Here is a 19,633-nt window from a genome sequence, read left to right on the forward strand (position 1 = left end):
ATTAACATGCAGATTAATATATGACATATTCCAGCGTTCGTCAAATTCATGGTCATGGCAACAAAATCGGCAGCGGTAGCGGGTTCGGATCAGGCTGAGCAGGCGTCGCAGGCGCAGGGCCGCGACAATGCAGGCGCACACGGCGCGCCCGCTGGGCGCCGGCCTGGCCGTCCTTCCGGCAGCGGGCGCGGGCCGGAACAACGCGCCCGTTTGCTGGACGCGGCGCTCGCGCTGTTCGCGCGGCAGGGCATCGTCGATACGACGCTCGGCCAGGTCGCGCGCGAGGCCGGCTTCACGCCCGCGATGATGCATTACTACTTCAAGACGCGCGATCAGCTGCTCGACGTGTTGATCGACGAGCGCTTCCTGCCGTTGCGCGCGAAGCTCAGCGGCTCGTTTCAGGCGAATCCCGACGACCCCATCGCAGGGATCACGCTGCTCGCGCAGCGGCTCGTCGAAGTGGCTGGCGATTACCCGTGGTTCCCGTCGCTGTGGATCCGCGAAGTGATCAGCGAAGGCGGCCTGCTCAAGCAGCGCATGCACGAGCGCTTCGGTAACGCGAACCAGAAAAGCGGTATCGAGTTCATCGAGAAATGGCAGAAGGAAGGCAAGCTCAATCGGGAACTGGAGCCGTCGCTGGTTTTTCTGTCGGTGATCGGACTCACGATCTTGCCGCTCGCGACCTCGTCGATGTGGCGCAACGACCCGGTGCGCCGCAAGCTGACCGCCGACGACATCGCGCGTCATGCGGTCGCGTTGCTGACACACGGTGCCACCCCGGGCGTCACCCCGGGCGTCACCCCGGGCGTCACCCCGCCTGCTGCAGCGTGAACGTCGTTGGATCAAAATAGAAGCTGTCGCACACAGAGTCCGACGCGGCACGCAACGTGCTTCATGCTATCCGTTTCGCATGTCTGCTTTCGGACGGTCACGCAAGCGCCTTGCGCAATCGTCACCATGGCGCGGTGTGTTCTGCCGTCAAGCTATATGCCGAAGCAGACAAGCGCACAGTCGCGTGCAACTCGTTCCGTACAATTGAGTCCGAATGAACGAGATGCGCCGCGCGGCGGCGCGCGCAGTCACGAATTTGCGAAACAGGGGAGTTTGTCGGACGAACAGCGCGTCCGTCACTCGTTGGTAAGAACGTGCATACGAGAGTAGAAACGTTGAACCGATTTCCGCTGCCGGCGCTGGCGCGGTACACATTGCGTTAGATACATCATGGCCACGTCAGAGTGCATAACCAGCTTTTCAAGCCATAACATCAAGATGAACGGAGTATTGAGGCTCGATCAGGCCACGATCGTGCTCGTGGAAGACGATCCGCAGAACAGGGAATCGTTGAAGATTTTGCTTGAATCGGAAGGCGCCAACGTCATCGCCGTGGCGGATGCAGAGGAGGGTGTCGAGGCGGCCGTGCGGGCGTTGCCCGATGCTGTCGTCTGCGATCTCGATCTGCCCGCCATGGACGGCTTCTATCTGATTCAGCGCGTACGGGATCACGAGATTCGCGGCGATCATTCACCTTCGGTCGCAGTGGCCCTGACGGGCCATACCGATGAAGCCTACCGGCTGCGCAGCATCGGCGAAGGATTCCAGCATTTCATGACGAAGCCGGCGCCGCCCGAGGCGCTGGTGACGCTATTGCATGACGCGATAGGCGCGCGCGCCGCCGGTTTGACCTGACGCTCGAACCGCGGCGCTTTGACGGTTGTGTTCAGCTGCCGGCGGCTTGCGCCGCCTGGCATGCCGAACACAGTCCTTTCAGCTCGATTCCATCACCGGCGAGCCGGTACCCTGCGTTTTCGATTTGCGCGACGAGTGCTTCGCGCAGAGCCGGTTGATGCAACTCGGTGACGTTGCCGCATTGCTGGCACACCACCAGAATGCCGTGCTGGCATTGCGTGAGATCGTGGCAGACGGCGAAGGCGTTGATCGACTCGATCTTGTGTACGAGCCCCGCCGACAGCAAAAAATCCAGCGCGCGATACACAGTGGGCGGCGCGGAGCCGGGGTGAATCTGGCGCATGTCGTCGAGCAGCGAATACGCCTTGGTGGCGCGGCCCGACGTCAGCAGCAACTCCAGCACCTTGCGGCGGATCGGCGTGAGCTTCTCGCCGCGCTCGCGGCAGTATTCTTCGGCCAGCGCGAGCGCCGCCTCGGCCGAGGCAGGCGTGCCGTGCGCGTGATCGTGATGCGGGTCTTCCGCGTGCGAATGCGCGTGATCTGCGGCATGCGCGTGATGCGCATGCCCCGGCGTGGATGCAGCGTCGGCAGCGGTTGGCTTGGCGTTTTTCATCCGCTGATTATACGGTGCGTCAATCGAGCTTCACGTCGAACCCGCGCTTCACGCCCGGGCGTGCGAATAGCGTCTCGTACCAGCGCTTCACGTTCGGAAACTCGGCGAGATCGACCTTGTGGCGTTCGTGCCGCCACGCCCAGCCGAGAATCGCGAAGTCTGCGATCGACAGGTCGCCCGCCACGTATTCGCTTTTGGCGAGGCGCGCGTCGAGCACCTTGTACAGCCGCCGCGTTTCGGTGGAAAAGCGCTTGAGGCCGTAGCGCTTGTCGTCTTCGGAAGCGAGCGCCGCGAAGTGATGCACCTGGCCCGGCATCGGGCCGAAGCCGCCCATTTGCCACATCAGCCATTCGAGCACGGGCACCCGGTCGCGCAGGCTCTGCGGCAGGAATTTGCCCGTTTTTTCGCCGAGATACAGCAGGATCGCGCCCGATTCGAACACGCTGATCGGCTTGCCGTCCGGTCCGTCGGGATCGACGATCGCAGGAATCTTGTTGTTCGGGCTGATCGCGAGAAAGTCCGGGTCGAACTGCTCGTCCTTCGTGATGTTGATCGGCTTGACGGCGTACGGCAGCGCCATTTCTTCGAGGGCGACGCTGATCTTGCGGCCGTTCGGCGTGCCCCATGCATAAAGCGAGATAGTCATGTTCAGGTCAGATCGAAGTCGACGTATTGCTTGAAGCCGGAGCGGGTCGACAGCCGCTGATACCAGCGTTCGAGATTCGGCAACGACGCACGCTCGACACCCGGCAGCCCGAACCAGCGCTTCGCATACGCGCCCAGCACGATGTCCGCGAGCGTGAACTTCTCGCCTTCGATAAAGAAGCGCCCTTGCAGTTGCGCGTCGAGCATCTTCCACAGCTTCGCGACGTTGTCGATGTCGGCGGCGAGCTTCACGTTGTCGCGCTCCGCCTCGGGTGTGCGCACGATGGCCCAGAACACGGGACGCTCGGCGGGCTGCAGCGTGGACAGCGACCAGTCGAGCCAGCGGTCGATGCTGGCGCGCGCCTTCGGTTCATCGGGGTAGAGTACGCTCGATTCGCCGTACTGCATGACGAGATAGCGCAGGATCGAGTTCGATTCCCACAGCGCGTAGTCGCCGTCGACGAGCGTCGGCACCTTGCCCGTCGGGTTTATCGCGAGGTATTCGGGTTCGTCGTTGCGGCCGAACTGCAGGCCGGCGTCGATGCGGTTGTAGGGCAAGACCAGCTCGTCGCACACCCACAGGATCTTCTGCACATTGACCGAGTTGGCGCGTCCCCAGACTGTAATCATCCGGTAATCCTCTTTCGTCTTCTTGATTGGCAAGCCGCGCTGCGCGCGGCGTTCAACCAGCAACGATACACGAAGCGGCCTTTTTCTTCCGGCAGCGGCCAATGCCCCTACACGCGTTGCGTACAATGGGCGCACCCCATTTTGACGAGGCGCGCATGGCCCGCATTGTCCCCGACGACTGGAAGAGTCTTGCTGCCACGGGCGCCGCCTCGCGCGAGCGCGAAACGCTGGCGCTGCTCGAAGAAGCGCTGCCGCGCGAGTACACGGTCTATCACGGTGTCCACTGGACCCGATTGCACGAAGGCTTTTCGGTGTTCGGCGAGGCGGACTTCGTGATCGTCAGTCCGGCGGGGCGCGTGATGATCGTCGAGCAGAAAACGGGCTTTCTCCGCGAGACGCCGAAAGGGCTGGTCAAGGTCTACATGCAGACCGAGCGCAATGTCGCGATTGCGCTCGCGCGCACGATCGAAGGGCTGCACCGACGCTTCACGGCGGCGTTCGGCGCGGGCACGTACTTCATCGAAGAGCTGCTGTACTGCCCGGATCACATCGTCAAGGACGCGGCAATCTCCGGCGTGAACCCGGCGCGCATCGTCGACGCGACGCGCAAGGACCAGCTCGTCAGTGTCATCCGCGAGGCGCTGCCTGAGGACGAGCCGCGTCTGCCGTGCGCGTCGAAGATTCACCATTTCCTCGCCGACGAACTGGCGCTCGCGCCCGACGCGAGCGCGCTGGTCGGCCAGGCGGGCACGCTCGTCACCCGGCTCGCGGGCGGCCTCGCCACATGGGCGCGGCGGCTCGAATTCGCGCCGTTCCGGCTGCGCGTGATCGGCACGGCGGGTTCCGGCAAGACGCAACTCGCGGTGCAGGTGATGAAGGACGCCGTCGCGCGTGGCGCGCGTCCGTTGTATGTGTGCTTCAACCGGCCGCTCGCGGATCACATTGCGCGCGTTGCGCCGCCCGAGGCGAAGGTCGCGAACTATCACCAGTTGTGCGACGAGATCGTGAGGGATAGCGGCCGTGCGCCGGATTTCCAGAGCAGCGACGTGTTCGAGCAACTCGAAAGCGCCTTCGCCGGCACGCCGATCGACGCGCGCTTCCAGTACGACGTGCTGATCGTCGACGAAGGTCAGGACTTCCAGCAGCCATGGGTGCCCGCGCTCGAACGGCTCCTGAAGCCCGGCGGCGCATGGTGGTGGCTCGAAGATCCGCTGCAGAACCTGTATATGCGCGAGAGCGTCGCGCTGCCCGGCTGGACGGTGCTGCGCGAATCGACCAACTATCGCAGCCCGCGCAACATCCTCGACTACCTGCGCGGCGTGGTCGGTGCGACGGTGCCGCTGGCAGCGGGACTCGCGGCGGGCAGTCCGTTCGACGGCTCCGATATTTCGCTGTCTATCTACGACGAAACCCAGCTGCCCGAAAGCTGCATCGATGCGACCAAGCGCGCGATCACCCAGGCGCTGGCGCTTGGCTTTCGCAAGCAGGACATCGCGGTGCTGTCGTTTCGCGGACGCGAAGGCTCGGTGTTGTGGCCGCTCGATCATCTCGGCCCGCACCGGCTGCGCAGCTTCACGGGGAAGTACGATCTGTTCGGCAATCCGGCGTATCGCGAAGGCGATGTGCTGCTCGACTCCATCTACCGCTTCAAGGGGCAGTCGGCGCCGTGCGTGATCCTGAGCGAAGTGGATTTCGACGCGTTCGATGAGCGCAACGCGCGCAAGCTTTTCGTCGGCGCGACGCGCGCGACGATGAAGCTGATCGTCGTCGCGTCGCAGCGTGCGGCGCGGCATCTGCAGCTTGGCGATATGAAGGAGCAGGCGGGCTGAGGAATCGCAAGCGCGGCGGCGCGGTAAAGCTCGGCGCCGCGAGCGTGGCGCGCTTCGGAAATCTCAGCGCCAGGCCGACGCGCTGATCAGCGTGCCTGTGTGCTTGAGCGCGTCCCACCAGATCACCCGCAGCAGCGGCGCGAGCTTCGCGATGAGGAGCGCCTGCACGGGGTCGCTTTCGATGAAATGCGTGACGCCGCAGCTCAACGCCGCGGCCGCCTTGTGCGCGGCGGCGCCTTCGGGTGTTTCGTCATGCGCGTCGGGCGTGCGCATCACAAGTTCGAGATGACCGAAACCGTGCCGCTCGAGCCATGCGCGCGTGCGCTCCAGGTCGGCGTGCGGCCGGCCCGTGATGACCGCGCGCACTTTCTGCAGATCGACGTCGGGCAAGACCTCGTACGGCAACAGCGCGTCGCGCTCGTTCAAAGCGGCGGCGAGATCTTCGTCATACCGTGACAGCGGCACGTCGGGCAGCAGGATGCCGTCCAGATCGATCGCATAGGTCGCGTATTCGTGGTCATCCGCCATTTTCCCGGCCGAACCGGACTCGACTTTCAGCCAGTCGTCGCGATAGTCGTCCGTATAGGCCTGGCGTTCCCACGGGAACAGCGCGAAGAAGCCCGACGCGTCGTTCGCAAAGTCCGGGCGGATGCGGCTGATTTCGTCGAAGGCGGCCGTCAGCGTCTTGACGATCAGGCCGTGCTGCTCAAGAAACGCGATGCAATCGACCAGCGTGAAACCACGGCCCGCGATGTCCTCGCACAGCAGCACCTTCGAGCCGGGCGCCGGTAACGGTTGGGCCGAGTCCCACGTGACGTGGCGCGCCCTGCGGTCATAGCTGAGAAACGCCACAGGCACGCCGATCGCATGCGAAGCCATCAACGCGAGCGGTGCGCCGCCCCGTAGAATGCCGACAGCGGCGGCGAAGCGCTCTTCGAGCAGGGTGGGCTGCAACGATTCGATCCAGTGGTCGAGCTGTTCGTAGGTCAACGGTAGAACCGGCTTTTTCATGACGGATGTTGCGCTTGTGGTGGGCCGGAAGAACGTGCGTCGGCGAAGCGGCTTTTTTTGGGATGGAGCCGATATTATGCACGCCATGTAAAGATTCTGTGTCGGGGCAGGTCCGGCCGCGCTGTAGTTATCGTCTGATGGCGTTGTCAGGCACAATGCGGGCACGACTAACAACAAGACCACACCAGAGGGACCTGAAAGTGCTCTACAAGAAATGCGGCGGGTTGCGTGCGTCCGCGCTGATGTCCGCGCTGGTCACCGCGCTGTTCACTGTTTTCGCGCTGGCGTTCGCTTCGTTCGGCGCGTCGGCCGCGCCGCTGACGACCACGCTCGCGCTCGACGTCAAAGGCAAGATAGCGAAGACCAACGACGACGATCACACCGTTTTTCACTTTTCCGAAGCCCAGTTGCTAGCGCTGCCCGTCCATAGCATTTCGACATCGACGACATGGACGGCAAAATCCACCTTCACGGGGCCGTTGCTCGCGGATATCCTGAAGACCGTGGGCGCGTACGGCGATCAGATCGAAATCCATACGCTGGATGACTACACGTACACCGTTCCCGTGTCGGACACGAGCCGTTATGGCGTGATCGTCGCGTACAGCATGAACGGCAAGCGCCTGCAGGTCAGCGACTTCGGGCCGCTGTTTCTCATCTATCCGCGCGACCAGTTTCCCGGCGAGCTGGCGGGGGCGTCGGCGGACGCGAAATTCGTATGGCAGATCAAGGCTCTCATCGTCAAATAGGACGGCGCCCACTGCGCCGTGTGGTGCTCGTCATCATATGGATCGCCGCGCTCGCGGCGCCGACCGCGGCGATCAGCTATCTGCTGTACTCGGCCCTTCTCAACCCGCGCGCAACCCAGCAGCTGACGGGCACCTACGACGGCTTCTACTGGGACGCCGCGCAACTCCAGATCGCCTACGCGCGGCTCGAAAGCCAGTTGCTGCAATACGAGACGGGCGTCGATAGCGACTATCAGCGGCTCACGCTGCATTTCCAGGTGCTGCAATCGAAGCTACGCGTGATGGCGGGCTCGACGCAGCGTATGGCCGCGCAGACGGAAGCCGTGCAGCGCCAGCAGGAAGAGATTGTGCGGCTCTCGGAGATGCTGGTCGCGATGCAGCCTTCGCTCGACGCGCTGCCTGCTTCGCCCGCGCTCGCGTCGCAGATGGTCGACGAACTGCGCAAGCACTGGAAGGAAGTCAACGATCTCGCGCTGAGCCGGCGCTACGTCGACCTGCAGGACCGCGAGGCGATGAATTCGGATTTCATCGCAAAGCGCCGGATGCTGTTCGCGGGCGGGCTGGTGCTGCTGTTGCTGTCGGCGGCGGCGACCACGCTGCTGGTGATGAACGGCCGGCGCCGTACCAGGCTGATCGTGCAGCAGCGCGCCGCGCTCGATGCCGAGCATCAGGCCAGCCGCGCCGCGCGCGAGGCGAGCCTCGCCAAGGACGCGTTCCTCGGCATGATCAGCCATGAGCTGCGCACGCCGCTGCATGCGATCGTCTCGTCGATCGAGCTGCTCGGCTTCAACTTTCATTCCGACGCGGACCGCAAGGTGATCCAGCGGCTGGAGACGGCCGCGCGACATCTCGAAGCGCAGATGAAGGATCTGACCGACTATGCGCGCCTCGGCGCCGGCAAGCTCGAATTGCGCAACGAGCATTTCGATCCGCGCGAGCTGCTGACGTCGATCGTCGACGAGCACGAGCCGTTCGCGCGGGCGAAGGGTCTCGTGTTCGAAGGCAGCGCGAGCGGAAGGGTGGGGCTCGTCGATTCCGACCCGCACCGCATCCGGCAGATCGTCAACAACCTCGTGACCAACGGGATTCGCTACACCGAGCGCGGCACCGTCACGCTGCATTTCGACCAGCGCGACGACGCGCTGGCCATCGTCGTCACCGATACGGGCGCGGGCGTGCCGGACAAGCAGATTCCGCTGATCTTCAAGGAGTTCACGCAGCTCGACGCATCGCGCACGCGGCGCTTCGAAGGCGCGGGGATGGGGCTCGCGATTGTGCAGGGTCTGGTCGATCTGTTTGGCGGGACGATCGATGTCGACAGCGAAGTGGGCAAGGGCACGCGTTTCACGGTGACGATTCCCGTCAAGCCGGTCGCCACGCCCACCGACGCGTCCGTCGTGCCGCACACGGCGCATGGCGAAGGGCGCCCGCAGGTGCTGATCGTCGACGACAACCAGCTGATTCGCGAGTCGCTGTGCGAAATGCTCGAACACATGGGGTGCGATGCGTCCGCCGTCGCCAATGCCGACGATGCGCACGCCTGGCTCGCCGCGCGGCAGTGCGATCTGGTGCTGCTCGATCTGCACATGCCCGACAAGGACGGCTACGCGTTCATGACCGAATATACGGAGAAGGCGGAAAGGTCAGGCGAGGCGGTGCGCACGCCCGTGATCGCGGTGAGCGCCTATGCGCCCGACGGCAGCGTGCGCGCGGAGGCGGATCTGTTCTTCGACAGCCTGACCAAGCCCGTCCACTACGAGGTGCTGCGCGACGCCGTGCAGCGCGCGCTGGCGGCGCGGCACGGGGCGTCCGTCGCGGGCTGACGAGCGAGCCCGCGCTTGAGGCCGTGACTTATGCGCGGCTCAGACGCTTCGACAGATCGGCGACGAGAATCGCCATGCGCGCCGGCTTCTCGTAACAGGCCACGTCGTAGTTGCGCACGATGTCGCTGATTTCCGACTCGCTGGCCTTGCCCGTCAGCAGTTCGCCCGTCAGCACGAAAATCGGTGCGTCCGGATTCTCGGACGCGCGCACGGCGCGGATCGCTTCCGCCGACGTCTGCGGCCCGAACAGCCAGTCGATCACCACGCCGTCGAACACCTGCGTCTGCAGCGTCTCGGCGAATGCCGCGAGACCGTAGATCGCGATGGCCGCAAAGCCGCTGCGTTCGAGATAGTCGCGCAGGTTGTCGGCGGATGCCTGGTCGTCGTCGACGACGGCAATCAGCGGCTTGTCGGTCTCGGCGCGGCGCGGATAGATCTCGATCTTGTGGACTTCATACGCGTTCTGATAGAGCGCGCCGTCGTGCCGCACGACGCGCCACTGGTCGAGCTTCGACCACGCGATGAATTCAGGCCGGCTGCCTGCTTCAATCGGCGCGCCGATCCACGCGGTACACGCCAGCTCGATGCCGCCGATCGCGAACACGGCTTCCTGCGCAGTGGCGCCGACCATGCCGGGATCGAGCGATTGCGCGCCGAACAGCTGTGCCGCCGGCTCGCCGAATACCTCGGCGACCTTCTTGATCTGCGAGAGCGTCCACGGACTGTTGCCGCGCAGCTTGCGGTGACCCTGCGAGAAACTCAAATCGAGGATCCGGCAAAGCTCGCTGGTTTGCTGACGCTTGCCGATGCCGTGACGGCTCATCAACTCGCGCACGCGTTCGGCGACGGCAAGCGAGTCGGTTGAGGTGGCTTCGTTGGACATGCGCGAATCGTGTATCGCTATAAGTAGTTGTATGTGACGCGGCGTCGTGGCGGCAGCGCCGCGCGGCACGCGGGTTGGGCGTGCTGCCCTCGCAGGACCGCAACTGTACCGCAAGACTTCGGGCGCGCCTGGTGTCGCGCCATATCCGCATTGATCGAGCTTTTTTCGACGAACCCGCCGATTCTAATGAGTTCGACCGCCTCACGCGAATGAGGCGGTGTTCGAATCATGTAAAGCCTGTCTATTTTAGCGGTGAAATATATGCAAATCGCATGAAATTAATCGGTAAGGTTTGGGACTTTACGCGTTTTTTGCGGCGGATCATTGCCCGAAGGGGGATTGGGCTGGCGCGGGCGCTCGCGACGGCCGCCTTTCTGACCGGGATTGCGGCGCGCGGGCGGGCCTGAGAAGATGCTGTCCCTCGACACGGCCTCGGCGCCATATCTTTCTCGCATTCCCGATGACGACCACCTATCCGCTGCACGCCAATCTGAGCCCGGCCGACACGCCGTTTCCCGATCAAGCCGACGTCGTGATTGCGGGCGCGGGCATCATGGGCTGCGCGGCGGCGTACTACCTGGCGCGCCGGGGCGTGAAGGCGGTGGTGGTGGACAAGTCGCGCATCGCGGGCCAGCAGTCGACGCGCGCGTGGGGTTTCGTGCGCCAGCAGGGCCGCGAGGCCGCCGAAGTGCCGCTGATGATGGCGGGCATGCGTATCTGGGAGCAGCTCGAACGCGAGCTGGATTTCGATCTCGAATGGCGCCAGGGCGGCTGTCTCTACGTTGCGGACAAGGAGGAAGACTGGGCGTCATTCCAGCAATGGATGGACGTCGCGAAGCAATACGGGCTGGATACGCGCGTGCTCGACCGCGCGCAGATCGACCAGCACGTGCGCGGCATGCAAGGCAAGGTGCTGGGCGGTCTGTACACGCCGACCGACGGCCAGGCCGAGCCGCGCCGCGCGGCGGCAGCATTTGCGGCGCGGGCTATCGAAGCGGGCGCGCGGTTTTTCGAGGGTTGTGGCGTGGTGGCGATCGAACGGGCGGCGGGCGCCGTGACGGGCGTCGTCACCGAGCGCGGCACAATCCGCACGCGGCAGGTGATTTGCGCGGCGGGCGCGAGTAGCTGGCGGTTGCTCGATACGCTGGGGATTGTTTTGCCGCAGCAGGCGGTGCGCGGCACGTGTATGCGCACGAATCCGTTGCCCGCGATTACGGCTTCCACATTCTGGGGGCATGGGCTTGGGATTCGCCAGCGGGCGAATGGCGCGATCAATCTCGCTGATGATATGCAGGTTGATGTCGATATGACGTTTGGGCATTTTCGGGCGCTCAAGTGGTTCTTGCCCGAGCTTTGGGCGCAGCGCGAGAAGTTCAGCTTTCATCTGAATGGCGCGTTTGTGCGTGATTTACGCGAGCGCGTGCCGGGCTTTTTGTCTGCTGACGAGCGGGTGTTGCATCCGCGTGATCCGAATCCGCAGCCGAATCGTGCGCATGCGCCGCGGGCGTTGCAGAAGCTGCGGGCGTTGTTTCCGGCTTTGAAGGATGCGCAGGTGGTTGAGTCGTGGGCCGGGTTGATCGATGTGTTGCCCGATGGGATTCCAGTGCTCGATGCTGCTTCTCAGGCGCAGGGCCTGTTGGTCGCTACCGGGTTTTGTGGGCATGGCTTCGCCATGGGGCCTATTGTTGGGCGGCTTATGGCTGAGTGGATCGTTGATGGTCAGCCGTCGATTGATCTTTCTGCGTTTCGGTTGCAGAGGTTTTTTGATGGGACTATGCAGAGGCCTCGGAGTATGTTGTGAGTTTTTTGTCTGCGACGCTGGGTGGTGGTTTTGCTTTTGCGCTGGCATCCGCGATTTGCCTTCGTGGCGCGGGCGGTTTGGTTTTTATGGGTTTTCGCTGGCATCCGCGATTTGTTATCTAGCTTCAAGCGTCGCCCCTGTGCGGGGCGGCACCTACTTTTCTTTGCCGCCGCAAAGAAAAGTAGGCAAAAGAAAGCGGCTCACACCGCCAGTTCTAGTTCTTGCCTGAGGGCCCCCAACCGGTCTTACGCTTCACACGGCAGTGCCCCGGTTGGTGCTCGTTGCGAACGCTTCGAATGAACGCCTCACCCGCTTCGAATACCCGTACTCGAGCAAGCGGCAGCGAATGGTCTGTGCCGCCCAGGTGGCAAACTGTGTGTAGGTTGTCGCGTCGTATAGCCTGGCGCTCTTACATGGAGGTATGCGCGTGCTATCGGGTCCGAAGTGAGGCGCGCGAGGCACTACGGCCTACACACAGTTTGCCACCTGGGCGGCGGTGGACTATCCAGCACGGCATGCTGTAACGCGGGGGCGTGAAGCGGGTGATGAGCATTGCAAGAGCGCTGGCAACGAGTATGGGTCACGTGATTGCCGTGTGAAGCGTAAGACCCGTTGGGGGCCCTCAGGCAAGAAGAAGAGTTGGCGGTGTTAGCCGCTTTCTTTTGCCTACTTTTCTTTGCGGCGGCAAAGAAAAGTAGGTGCCGCCCCGCACAGGGGCGACGCGTGAAGCAAGCTAACAAACCGCGGATGCCCGCGCGAACACAAGCAAACCAAACCGCGCGCGCCGCGAAGCCAAACCGCGGATGCCAGCGTAAACACGAGCAAACCACCCCAGCGTCGACAGACAAAAAAACCTCACTTAGGCGCTATATCCCTCCGCACTCGCCTGATGTGCTGCTCGACATAAAACGCAGCCGCATCGGCATCACCATCAACAATGGCCTCATAGATCAACCGATGTTCAGAAACATAAAGCCTGATCCGCCCAGGATCATGAATCCCATCATCTTTTAGCCGTTTCCACAAAGGCTGATCCATCGCTTTAGCCACTTCATCGGCGATCTTGACGAGCAGGGCATCGCCCGTCATCACAGCAAGCTGCAGATGAAACAAACGATCGCTATCGTTCCATAGCGCGCGCTGCACGGCATCGGAGACATCGTCGATCGAATCCATCTGCGCAAGGTAGTGCTCGGCAAGCTCGTCACGCTGCGCATTGGCGGCCGCGCGGCGCGCGATGGCAGGCTCCAGGATCAAGCGGACGTCGAGCGCGGACGTAGGGCTGAAGTCAGCGTCGCCTGAGACATCGCCAGAAGCGGGCGCCGCCGCCAACCGCTGCAACGCGTCCGCGCACACGTAAGTGCCCGAATTGCGCCGCGTAACGACCAAACCCTCGTTCTGCAACGCGCCCAGCGCCTCCCGCACGGCAGGCCGTCCGACGCCAAACCGCGCCGCGAGATCGCGCTCCGAAGGCAACCGCGCTTCAGGTGCAAACTGCCCGTTGCGAATGTCGCCGCGCATGCGCTCCGCGACCTGCTCGTAAATCTGCTTCGGGCGAAACGCGCGTTCCAGTGCGAATGAGGTCGAGGCCATGAATGGATACCGTGCGACAGGTAACAGGGTGATGTGTGCCGGGTTCAAACCAGTTTGACGGATAAATTTTGAAACTGGTTGATCGCTAACCAAAGCTGGTCTACATTTCGATCCAGTATAAAACAAAGACGATGGAGCGAGACGATATGTTGGACAGGCAACGACCCGAAGCTTTCTTGCGAGGAACGAACGCATCATGAAGCTGAACCGCATGATCAGCACGGTCGAAGTGCATACGGGCGGCGAACCGTTCCGCATCGTCACGAGCGGGCTGCCGAAGATGCCCGGCAAGACCATCGTCGAGCGGCGCGCGTGGCTCAAAGAGCACGCCGATCATCTGCGCCGCGCGCTGATGCTGGAGCCGCGCGGCCACGCCGACATGTACGGCGGTTATCTGACCGATCCCGTCACGGAAGGCGCGGACTTTGGCATCATCTTCGTTCACAACGAGGGCTATAGCGACCATTGCGGCCACGGCGTGATCGCGCTGGCGACAACGGCCGTCTCGCTCGGCTGGGTCGAGCGCACAGAGCCGGAAACGCGCGTCGGCATCGATGCGCCTTGCGGCTTCATCGAAGCATTCGTCAAATGGGACGGCGATCACGCCGGCAGCGTGCGCTTCGTCAACGTGCCGTCGTTCATCTGGCAGCGTGACGTGAGCGTCGAGACGCCGACTTTTGGCACCGTGCGCGGCGACATCGCGTTCGGCGGCGCGTTTTACTTCTACACATCGGGTGAACCGTTCGGACTCGATGTGCGCGAAAACCAGGTGGACCGGCTGATCCAGTTCGGCGCCGAAGTGAAGCGCGCGGCGAACGAGGCGTTCAAGGTCGAACATCCGCATATTCCCGAGATCAATCACATTTACGGCACGATCATCGACAACGCGCCGCGTCACGCGGGTTCGACGCAGGCCAATTGCTGCGTGTTCGCCGACCGCGAAGTGGACCGCTCGCCAACGGGCTCCGGCACGGCGGGGCGGGTCGCGCAACTGTATCTGCGCGGGCAACTGGGCAAGGACGAGACGCTCATCAACGAGTCGATCATCGGCACGGTGTTTCGTGGGCGTGTGTTGTCCGAGACGAAGCTCGATCGCTTCGATGCCGTGATTCCCGAAATCGAAGGCGACGCGCATATTTGCGGTTTCGCGAACTGGCTCGTCGATGAGCGCGATCCGCTGACGTATGGTTTTCTGGTGCGCTGAACGCGCAAGGAGCAGCCCCGACATGAGCAGCACGCCGATTTTCGACGCCGCCGGCACGGCGCGCCTGATTCCGTTTCGCGCGCTCGTCGACGCGCTGAAGACAGCCGCCGCCGACTACGCGGCCGGACGCGTCGCGAGCCCCGAGCGGCTCTTCGTGCCGCTGAACGACAACGGCAACATGCTGTCGATGCCCGCCGCAGCCTCCGATCTCGCGATCCACAAGCTCGTCAACGTCTGCCCGCGTAACGGCGAGCGGGCGCTGCCGACCATCCACGGCCAGGTGATGGCGTTCGACCCGGACACGGGCAAGACGCTGTTCATTCTCGACGGGCCGACCGTCACGGGACGCCGCACGGCCGCGATGACGATGCTCGGCATCGAGACGCTCTCGCGCGACGCACCGAAAGACATTCTGCTGATCGGCACGGGCACACAGTCCGCGAGCCACCTGCGGGCGATCGGCGAGTTGTATCCGGAGGCGCGCGTGCGTGTGCGGGGCACATCGGTGGCGAGGGCGCAGGCGTTCTGCGACGCACAGCGAGGCACGGTGCGCGACCTGCAAGCCTTGAGCGAGGCGACGATTCCCGATTCCGTCGATACCGTCATCGCGCTGACGACGAGCCGCCAGGCCGTCTACGACGAGGCGCCGCGCGCGGGACGGCTCGTGATCGGTGTCGGCGCGTTCACGCCGCAGATGTGCGAGATCGGCGCGCGCACGCTCGCGGGCAGCTCGCTGTATGTCGACGATCTCGCGGGCGCGAAACACGAAGCGGGGGACTTCATCCAGGCGGGCGTCGACTGGTCGACGGTGACGGGCATCAAGGACGCGCTGGCGAGCCAGCCATCGTTCGATACGGCCATCGTCTTCAAGACCGTCGGCTGCGCGGCGTGGGATCTGGCGGCGGGGCGTGTTGCGCGGGCGGCGCTGGGCGCGGGTTGAAATTTCGCAGATCCCTTGTCGCCGCAGACCGGGTGAAAGTGAGAAGCGAAACGAACGTGCGTGCCGTGTCACGACAGTAAGCGTGCAAACAATCCTAAAACGTTGCAACATAGTCGTCTCGCGCAAACCTGCCCGATCTCAGCGCTGCCTGAAAGGTTGGTCCGGGCGGGCTTGCGTATTTCCCAGCAGTTAATTTTTGCGACCGCGCTATGACGACTTCCACCGCTCCTGCTTCGCCGGACCGCCCGCTCGACATGATCATTTTCGGCGGCGCCGGCGACCTGTCAGCCCGCAAGCTGCTGCCCGCGCTGTATATGGCGCATACGCACGGCAATTTGCCCCCCGAAACGCGCATTCTCGCAATCGGCCGCCGCGAATGGGTGCGTGACGACTATCTGAAATGGATGGACGAGCAGAGCCGTCCGTTCATCGAATCCGGTGCATATGAATCGGGCGCATGGGATCGCTTCCTGTCGCTGTTCGAATACGTGCGCGTCAATGTCGACCAGGCCGCCGATTACGAGCGTCTTGCCGAGGCATCGCGCCCGAATGCGCTGCGCGTGTTCTATCTGTCGACGTCGCCGGAACTGTTCACGACGATTTGCGACAACCTCTCGTCGCACGGTCTGCTCGACGAGTATTCGCGCGTCGTGCTGGAAAAGCCGCTGGGTCACGATCTGGCGTCGGCACAGGCGATCAACGATTCCGTCGGCAAGCATTTCTCCGAGCATCAGATCTACCGGATCGACCACTATCTCGGCAAGGAGACGGTGCAGAACCTGATGGTGCTGCGCTTCGGCAACGCGATCTTCGGGCCGCTGTGGCAGGCGCCGTATATCCGCAGCGTGCAGATCACGGTGGCGGAGTCGGTCGGCGTGGGCACGCGCGCGGGCTTCTACGACCATACGGGCGCGATGCGCGACATGGTGCAGAACCACTTGCTGCAACTGCTTTGCATCGTCGCGATGGAGCCGCCCGTTTCGCTCGACGCCGATGCCGTGCGGGACGAGAAGCTGAAGGTGCTGCGTTCGCTGCGTCCGATGACGGCCGAGGATATCTCGCGCGATACGGTGCGTGGGCAGTACACGGCGGGCGCTGTCGGCGGCGAGCCGGTGAAGGGTTATCTGGAAGAAGCGAACGTGCCCGCCGATAGCCGCGCGGAAACCTTTGTCGCTTTGCGCGCGCATATCAACAACTGGCGCTGGGCGAACGTGCCGTTCTATCTGCGCACGGGCAAGCGGATGGCGAAGAAGCTGTCGGAGATCGTGATCGAGTTCGCGGATCTGCCGTTTTCGATCATGCCGAATAGTCCTTGTGGTCCGCGTAATTGTGGGAACCGGTTGGTGATCCAGTTGCAGCCGAATGAGTCGATCCAGCTGCAGATGCTTGCCAAGGAGCCGGGTAGTGGAATGCGGACGTTGCCCGTCAATCTGAATCTCGATCTGGAGCAGGCGTTCACGAGCCGTCGCGCGGAAGCGTATGAGCGTCTGTTGATCGACGTCGTGCGTGGCAGGCTCACTCACTTCATGCGCCGCGATGAACTGGAAGCGGCATGGACGTGGGTCGATCCCATCATCGAAGCGTGGAAGCGGAATGGCGACAAGCCGAGAGGTTATACGGCGGGGACGTTCGGGCCAGGGGCTTCGACGGCGATGATGGCGCGGGATAATATGGTTTGGTCGGAGGAGTCGTAGGACTTTCGGGTCAAGCGGTAGTACGCGAAGGCGGAGAGAATGATGCTCTCCGCCTTTTTTCTTTTGCGGAGAACTTTGAAAGAGAGAAAGTGAGGTGCGGGCTAGCCTCATTTTCTGTAAGCGGATGGCATTGGGTTCTCGAGCAGAAGCAGATGATCAATGCTGGTTTCGACGCAAGTACTTGCCTGCCGTCCGTTCCAGGATGGCAATCAGTTCCGGCTGCATGAAGGTGTATTTGTCGGGGATGTCGAGGCAAATGATCTGTTTGCTCTTGAGCGAGGGACCGAATTTTCTCGACAATCTGGCCTTATGCGCGCGTTCCATCACAAAGTTCATATCTGCCCATAAGACTTGCTCCATCGAGATAATCATCGCTGCGTCAGGAGCGAGGCCCGCGGAATCCGTTTCAACACCGGGCCAACTGGAAAACAGTGCCTCCGCTGTAGGACTTCGCAGACGATTTCGGCTACAGATCAATAGTGCTGCTCGCATCGAATGCCGCCGTTTTTAGGCGTGCTTCTATTAGGTGGATAAGTACGGTTTCCGCTTGCCTGGTCAATTTAGTCAATTCCTGAACTCTTATCAGGCAACTGAGCAAATTGAAAGCGTGTCAAGCATTGCGGCCATGTTGCCGCTACACCGTTTGATGCAATCATTACGAAGCGGTTGAAGGCGCGATCGGCAATTCGGATCTGGCTTTTTCCAACATTCTCGACAATATAGTCGAGCGCCTGTTCTGACTGTAGAAAATCGCCGATCGTCCGGCGAATGTGAATGAGCAGACAATCGGACTCAATCGTAGAGAGTATTTTCCCGAGCAACTCACGATCGACAGTGCCATCTCGAAAAAGATGTATCCACTCGCACATGACCAGATCAATTTTTGGGAAGTGTTTCTCAAAGAGCGAGTGGACGCGTCTTGGATTCATGTGGTGATAACGAAGATCTCGCTAGCAGTGCGGTTGAATTTATTGCTTCGCATCTTGTACTGGAAAAACTGTCGTGCCGACTTCAGTCGGGCGGGTGCCGATTCTCGCAATTTGGGCTGTGCGGCGCAAGCGTTGCGTTTTGCCGTACAGCGCTTACGACTCGCTAATAACCGGACAACCCAGTTCGTGATCGAGATCAAAACACATCCACCCTCCCCGGAAACGTCTCCTCATAAGCCACCGCCGCGTCCCCCTCAACCGGCGTTCCCCCACGCTGCTCTCTAAACATCACAGGCGGCATCCCAAACTCCTTCCTGAACTCGCGCCCCAGGTGCGACGCATCAGAAAACCCGCAACTCGAAGCGATATCCGCCACCGTCCGATCCGAACTCGTCAACAACCACGCTGCCGTTCTCAACCGAACCTGCTTCGCAAACGCCTGCGGACTTTTCCCCGTCTCTGCTTTGAACAGCCGTTCCAGCTGCCGCGGCGATAAATCCAGCTTGCACGCCAGTTCCTCCAGCGGCAACGTGCGCCCAACATGTTGCTCCATCAACAAAATCGCGCGCTTGACTTTGGGATGCGTCGCCGGCTCCAGCCCAGGCGGATGCGGCTGCGGCGCATTCCCTTTCTGCATTTCGCCGACAAGCAGAATCCGCAGCGCCTTTTGAACGGTCGCCGTCTCGAAGTGACGCAGCAAAATCGCCGCTGCCACATCGATCGAAGCCCGTCCTCCCGAGCACGTAATCCGTCGACGGTCGATCACGAACAGCCGGTCTGCGATCAGCGCATCCGAATTGACGGAAGGAAAGCGCTCGACGAAATCCCAGTAGTGAAACCAGCTCACGCAAATCCGGTGCTCGTCGAGCACGCCCGCGCGCATCAGCGCGAACACGCCCGTGCAGATGCCGACCAGCGTCGTAGTTCCGCGCGCCGCAGCACGAATGAACTGCAAGGTCTCGTCGTTCGCCTGCGGCCCTGAATGCAACAGCCCGCCGACGACGACCACATAGTCGAACGGCTCCGCATCGGCGAACGTCTTCCAAGGCGTGATCTGGATGCCGCAACTTGCGCGCACGGGCGCAAGCGTGTCGCCGATCACGCTCCACGAGCAGCGTACGGGCTTGCTGTAATCGCCTTCGTCGGCGGATAGACGCAGCATGTCGACGAAGCCGGAAAACGCCGTCAGCGTGAAGTTCGGCAGCAGGATGATGCCGAAGCGGATGCGCTCTTTGGGCAGCGCATCGATGGAAGTCAACGGTAGCGAATCAACGATGGTCATGGCGCGATGGCGCAGTGGTCCGGCAAGTTCAATCGGCTGATAACAAAAAAGCGAAACCCAAACGCGCCCGCACGCGGGATAACCCTAGCGTCGCCGATTCGCGCTTGCGGCTCTTGTCCTTTTCCGACACCGACTTGCGCAGATGCGAAGCGCGTTCATCCCTGCGTGGCTTGGGCTCCGGCACGCTCGTCCCGCGCCCGGACTTGAGTTTTTCCGTCACTGAGTTGCGGAGAAACGAAGTCCGGGCGCCATCTGGCGTCGCCATCCCACGTCGATGCCGTTTTTGTTCTATCGGCGGATTTTACGCTTTGGTGTACTGGC

Annotated in this window: 19 protein-coding genes; 9 read left to right on the forward strand and 10 right to left on the reverse strand. The window is 62.5% G+C overall.

Features of this window, described 5'->3' with window-relative positions; all coding sequences use genetic code 11:
- Window positions 1–48: 48 nt before the first annotated feature.
- Window positions 49–831, forward strand: a complete 783-nt coding sequence (locus tag C2L65_RS21120) for a TetR/AcrR family transcriptional regulator (RefSeq protein WP_042314758.1) — start codon at window positions 49–51, stop codon at window positions 829–831.
- 390 nt (window positions 832–1,221) lie between these two features.
- Complete coding sequence (locus tag C2L65_RS21125) at window positions 1,222–1,686, forward strand: response regulator (protein ID WP_042314759.1); 465 nt, start codon at window positions 1,222–1,224, stop codon at window positions 1,684–1,686.
- 31 nt (window positions 1,687–1,717) lie between these two features.
- Here the strand turns inward: C2L65_RS21125 and C2L65_RS21130 are convergent, their stop codons facing one another.
- The 3 genes from C2L65_RS21130 to C2L65_RS21140 are packed head-to-tail and all read right to left on the reverse strand — an operon-like array spanning window position 1,718 to window position 3,574.
- Window positions 1,718–2,299 (reverse strand): Fur family transcriptional regulator, encoded by a 582-nt coding sequence (locus tag C2L65_RS21130; RefSeq protein WP_042314760.1) that lies wholly within the window; start codon window positions 2,297–2,299, stop codon window positions 1,718–1,720.
- A 19-nt stretch (window positions 2,300–2,318) separates the two neighbouring features.
- A complete protein-coding gene (locus C2L65_RS21135) occupies window positions 2,319–2,945 on the reverse strand; it encodes a glutathione binding-like protein (protein ID WP_007743668.1) in 627 nt (208 codons plus the stop codon).
- 2 nt (window positions 2,946–2,947) lie between these two features.
- A complete protein-coding gene (locus C2L65_RS21140; RefSeq protein WP_042314768.1) occupies window positions 2,948–3,574 on the reverse strand; it encodes a glutathione S-transferase family protein in 627 nt (208 codons plus the stop codon).
- Window positions 3,575–3,729: 155 nt separating this feature from the next.
- On the opposite strand from C2L65_RS21140, the gene C2L65_RS21145 reads away from it, so the two are divergent.
- Window positions 3,730–5,403, forward strand: a complete 1,674-nt coding sequence (locus C2L65_RS21145; protein ID WP_042314761.1) for an ATP-binding domain-containing protein — start codon at window positions 3,730–3,732, stop codon at window positions 5,401–5,403.
- 63 nt (window positions 5,404–5,466) lie between these two features.
- Here the strand turns inward: C2L65_RS21145 and C2L65_RS21150 are convergent, their stop codons facing one another.
- Window positions 5,467–6,414: a phosphoribosyltransferase gene (locus tag C2L65_RS21150; RefSeq protein WP_042314762.1), complete on the reverse strand. Its 948-nt coding sequence runs from the start codon at window positions 6,412–6,414 to the stop codon at window positions 5,467–5,469.
- A 200-nt stretch (window positions 6,415–6,614) separates the two neighbouring features.
- Here C2L65_RS21150 and C2L65_RS21155 point away from each other — a divergent pair, with 200 nt between their 5' ends.
- Both C2L65_RS21155 and C2L65_RS21160 read left to right on the forward strand, forming a co-directional pair.
- Window positions 6,615–7,163, forward strand: coding sequence for a putative pterin-binding protein (locus C2L65_RS21155; protein ID WP_042314763.1), 549 nt, complete (start codon window positions 6,615–6,617; stop codon window positions 7,161–7,163).
- Window positions 7,133–8,986, forward strand: coding sequence for an ATP-binding response regulator (locus tag C2L65_RS21160; protein WP_174485104.1), 1,854 nt, complete (start codon window positions 7,133–7,135; stop codon window positions 8,984–8,986). Before C2L65_RS21155 ends, C2L65_RS21160 begins: the two co-directional genes overlap by 31 nt.
- A gap of 28 nt (window positions 8,987–9,014) precedes the next feature.
- Here C2L65_RS21160 and C2L65_RS21165 read toward each other — a convergent pair whose 3' ends face one another.
- Window positions 9,015–9,869, reverse strand: a complete 855-nt coding sequence (locus C2L65_RS21165; RefSeq protein WP_007588675.1) for a helix-turn-helix domain-containing protein — start codon at window positions 9,867–9,869, stop codon at window positions 9,015–9,017.
- A 460-nt stretch (window positions 9,870–10,329) separates the two neighbouring features.
- Here C2L65_RS21165 and C2L65_RS21170 point away from each other — a divergent pair, with 460 nt between their 5' ends.
- Window positions 10,330–11,670 carry an NAD(P)/FAD-dependent oxidoreductase gene (locus C2L65_RS21170; protein WP_042314765.1) on the forward strand — a complete coding sequence of 447 codons (1,341 nt, stop codon included), beginning with the start codon at window positions 10,330–10,332 and terminating at the stop codon, window positions 11,668–11,670.
- Window positions 11,671–12,525: 855 nt separating this feature from the next.
- On the opposite strand, the gene C2L65_RS21175 is transcribed toward C2L65_RS21170, so the two are convergent.
- Window positions 12,526–13,263 (reverse strand): FadR/GntR family transcriptional regulator, encoded by a 738-nt coding sequence (locus tag C2L65_RS21175; RefSeq protein WP_042313896.1) that lies wholly within the window; start codon window positions 13,261–13,263, stop codon window positions 12,526–12,528.
- Window positions 13,264–13,459: 196 nt separating this feature from the next.
- On the opposite strand from C2L65_RS21175, the gene lhpH reads away from it, so the two are divergent.
- The 3 genes from lhpH (at window position 13,460) to zwf (ending at window position 17,101) form a co-directional block, all read left to right on the forward strand.
- Window positions 13,460–14,467 (forward strand): trans-3-hydroxy-L-proline dehydratase, encoded by a 1,008-nt coding sequence (gene lhpH, locus C2L65_RS21180; protein WP_042313898.1) that lies wholly within the window; start codon window positions 13,460–13,462, stop codon window positions 14,465–14,467.
- Between the two features lie 22 nt (window positions 14,468–14,489).
- The gene (lhpI, locus tag C2L65_RS21185; protein WP_042313900.1) at window positions 14,490–15,407 is read left to right on the forward strand and encodes a bifunctional Delta(1)-pyrroline-2-carboxylate/Delta(1)-piperideine-2-carboxylate reductase; all 918 of its coding nucleotides are present in this window, start codon (window positions 14,490–14,492) and stop codon (window positions 15,405–15,407) included.
- 209 nt (window positions 15,408–15,616) lie between these two features.
- The gene (gene zwf, locus C2L65_RS21190) at window positions 15,617–17,101 is read left to right on the forward strand and encodes a glucose-6-phosphate dehydrogenase (RefSeq protein ID WP_042313903.1); all 1,485 of its coding nucleotides are present in this window, start codon (window positions 15,617–15,619) and stop codon (window positions 17,099–17,101) included.
- Window positions 17,102–17,257: 156 nt separating this feature from the next.
- On the opposite strand, the gene C2L65_RS21195 is transcribed toward zwf, so the two are convergent.
- From C2L65_RS21195 to C2L65_RS45585, 4 genes are all read right to left on the reverse strand, one after another.
- A complete protein-coding gene (locus tag C2L65_RS21195) occupies window positions 17,258–17,593 on the reverse strand; it encodes a low molecular weight protein tyrosine phosphatase family protein (RefSeq protein WP_042313904.1) in 336 nt (111 codons plus the stop codon).
- A gap of 68 nt (window positions 17,594–17,661) precedes the next feature.
- Window positions 17,662–18,030: a hypothetical protein gene (locus C2L65_RS21200; protein WP_042313908.1), complete on the reverse strand. Its 369-nt coding sequence runs from the start codon at window positions 18,028–18,030 to the stop codon at window positions 17,662–17,664.
- A gap of 196 nt (window positions 18,031–18,226) precedes the next feature.
- Complete coding sequence (locus C2L65_RS21205) at window positions 18,227–19,312, reverse strand: GlxA family transcriptional regulator (protein WP_042313911.1); 1,086 nt, start codon at window positions 19,310–19,312, stop codon at window positions 18,227–18,229.
- Between the two features lie 28 nt (window positions 19,313–19,340).
- On the reverse strand, window positions 19,341–19,577 hold the full coding sequence (locus tag C2L65_RS45585; protein WP_156132375.1) for a hypothetical protein: 237 nt from the start codon (window positions 19,575–19,577) through the stop codon (window positions 19,341–19,343).
- Between the last annotated feature and the right edge of the window lie 56 nt (window positions 19,578–19,633).

It is taken from the genome of Paraburkholderia terrae, assembly GCF_002902925.1.
GTDB lineage: Bacteria > Pseudomonadota > Gammaproteobacteria > Burkholderiales > Burkholderiaceae > Paraburkholderia > Paraburkholderia terrae.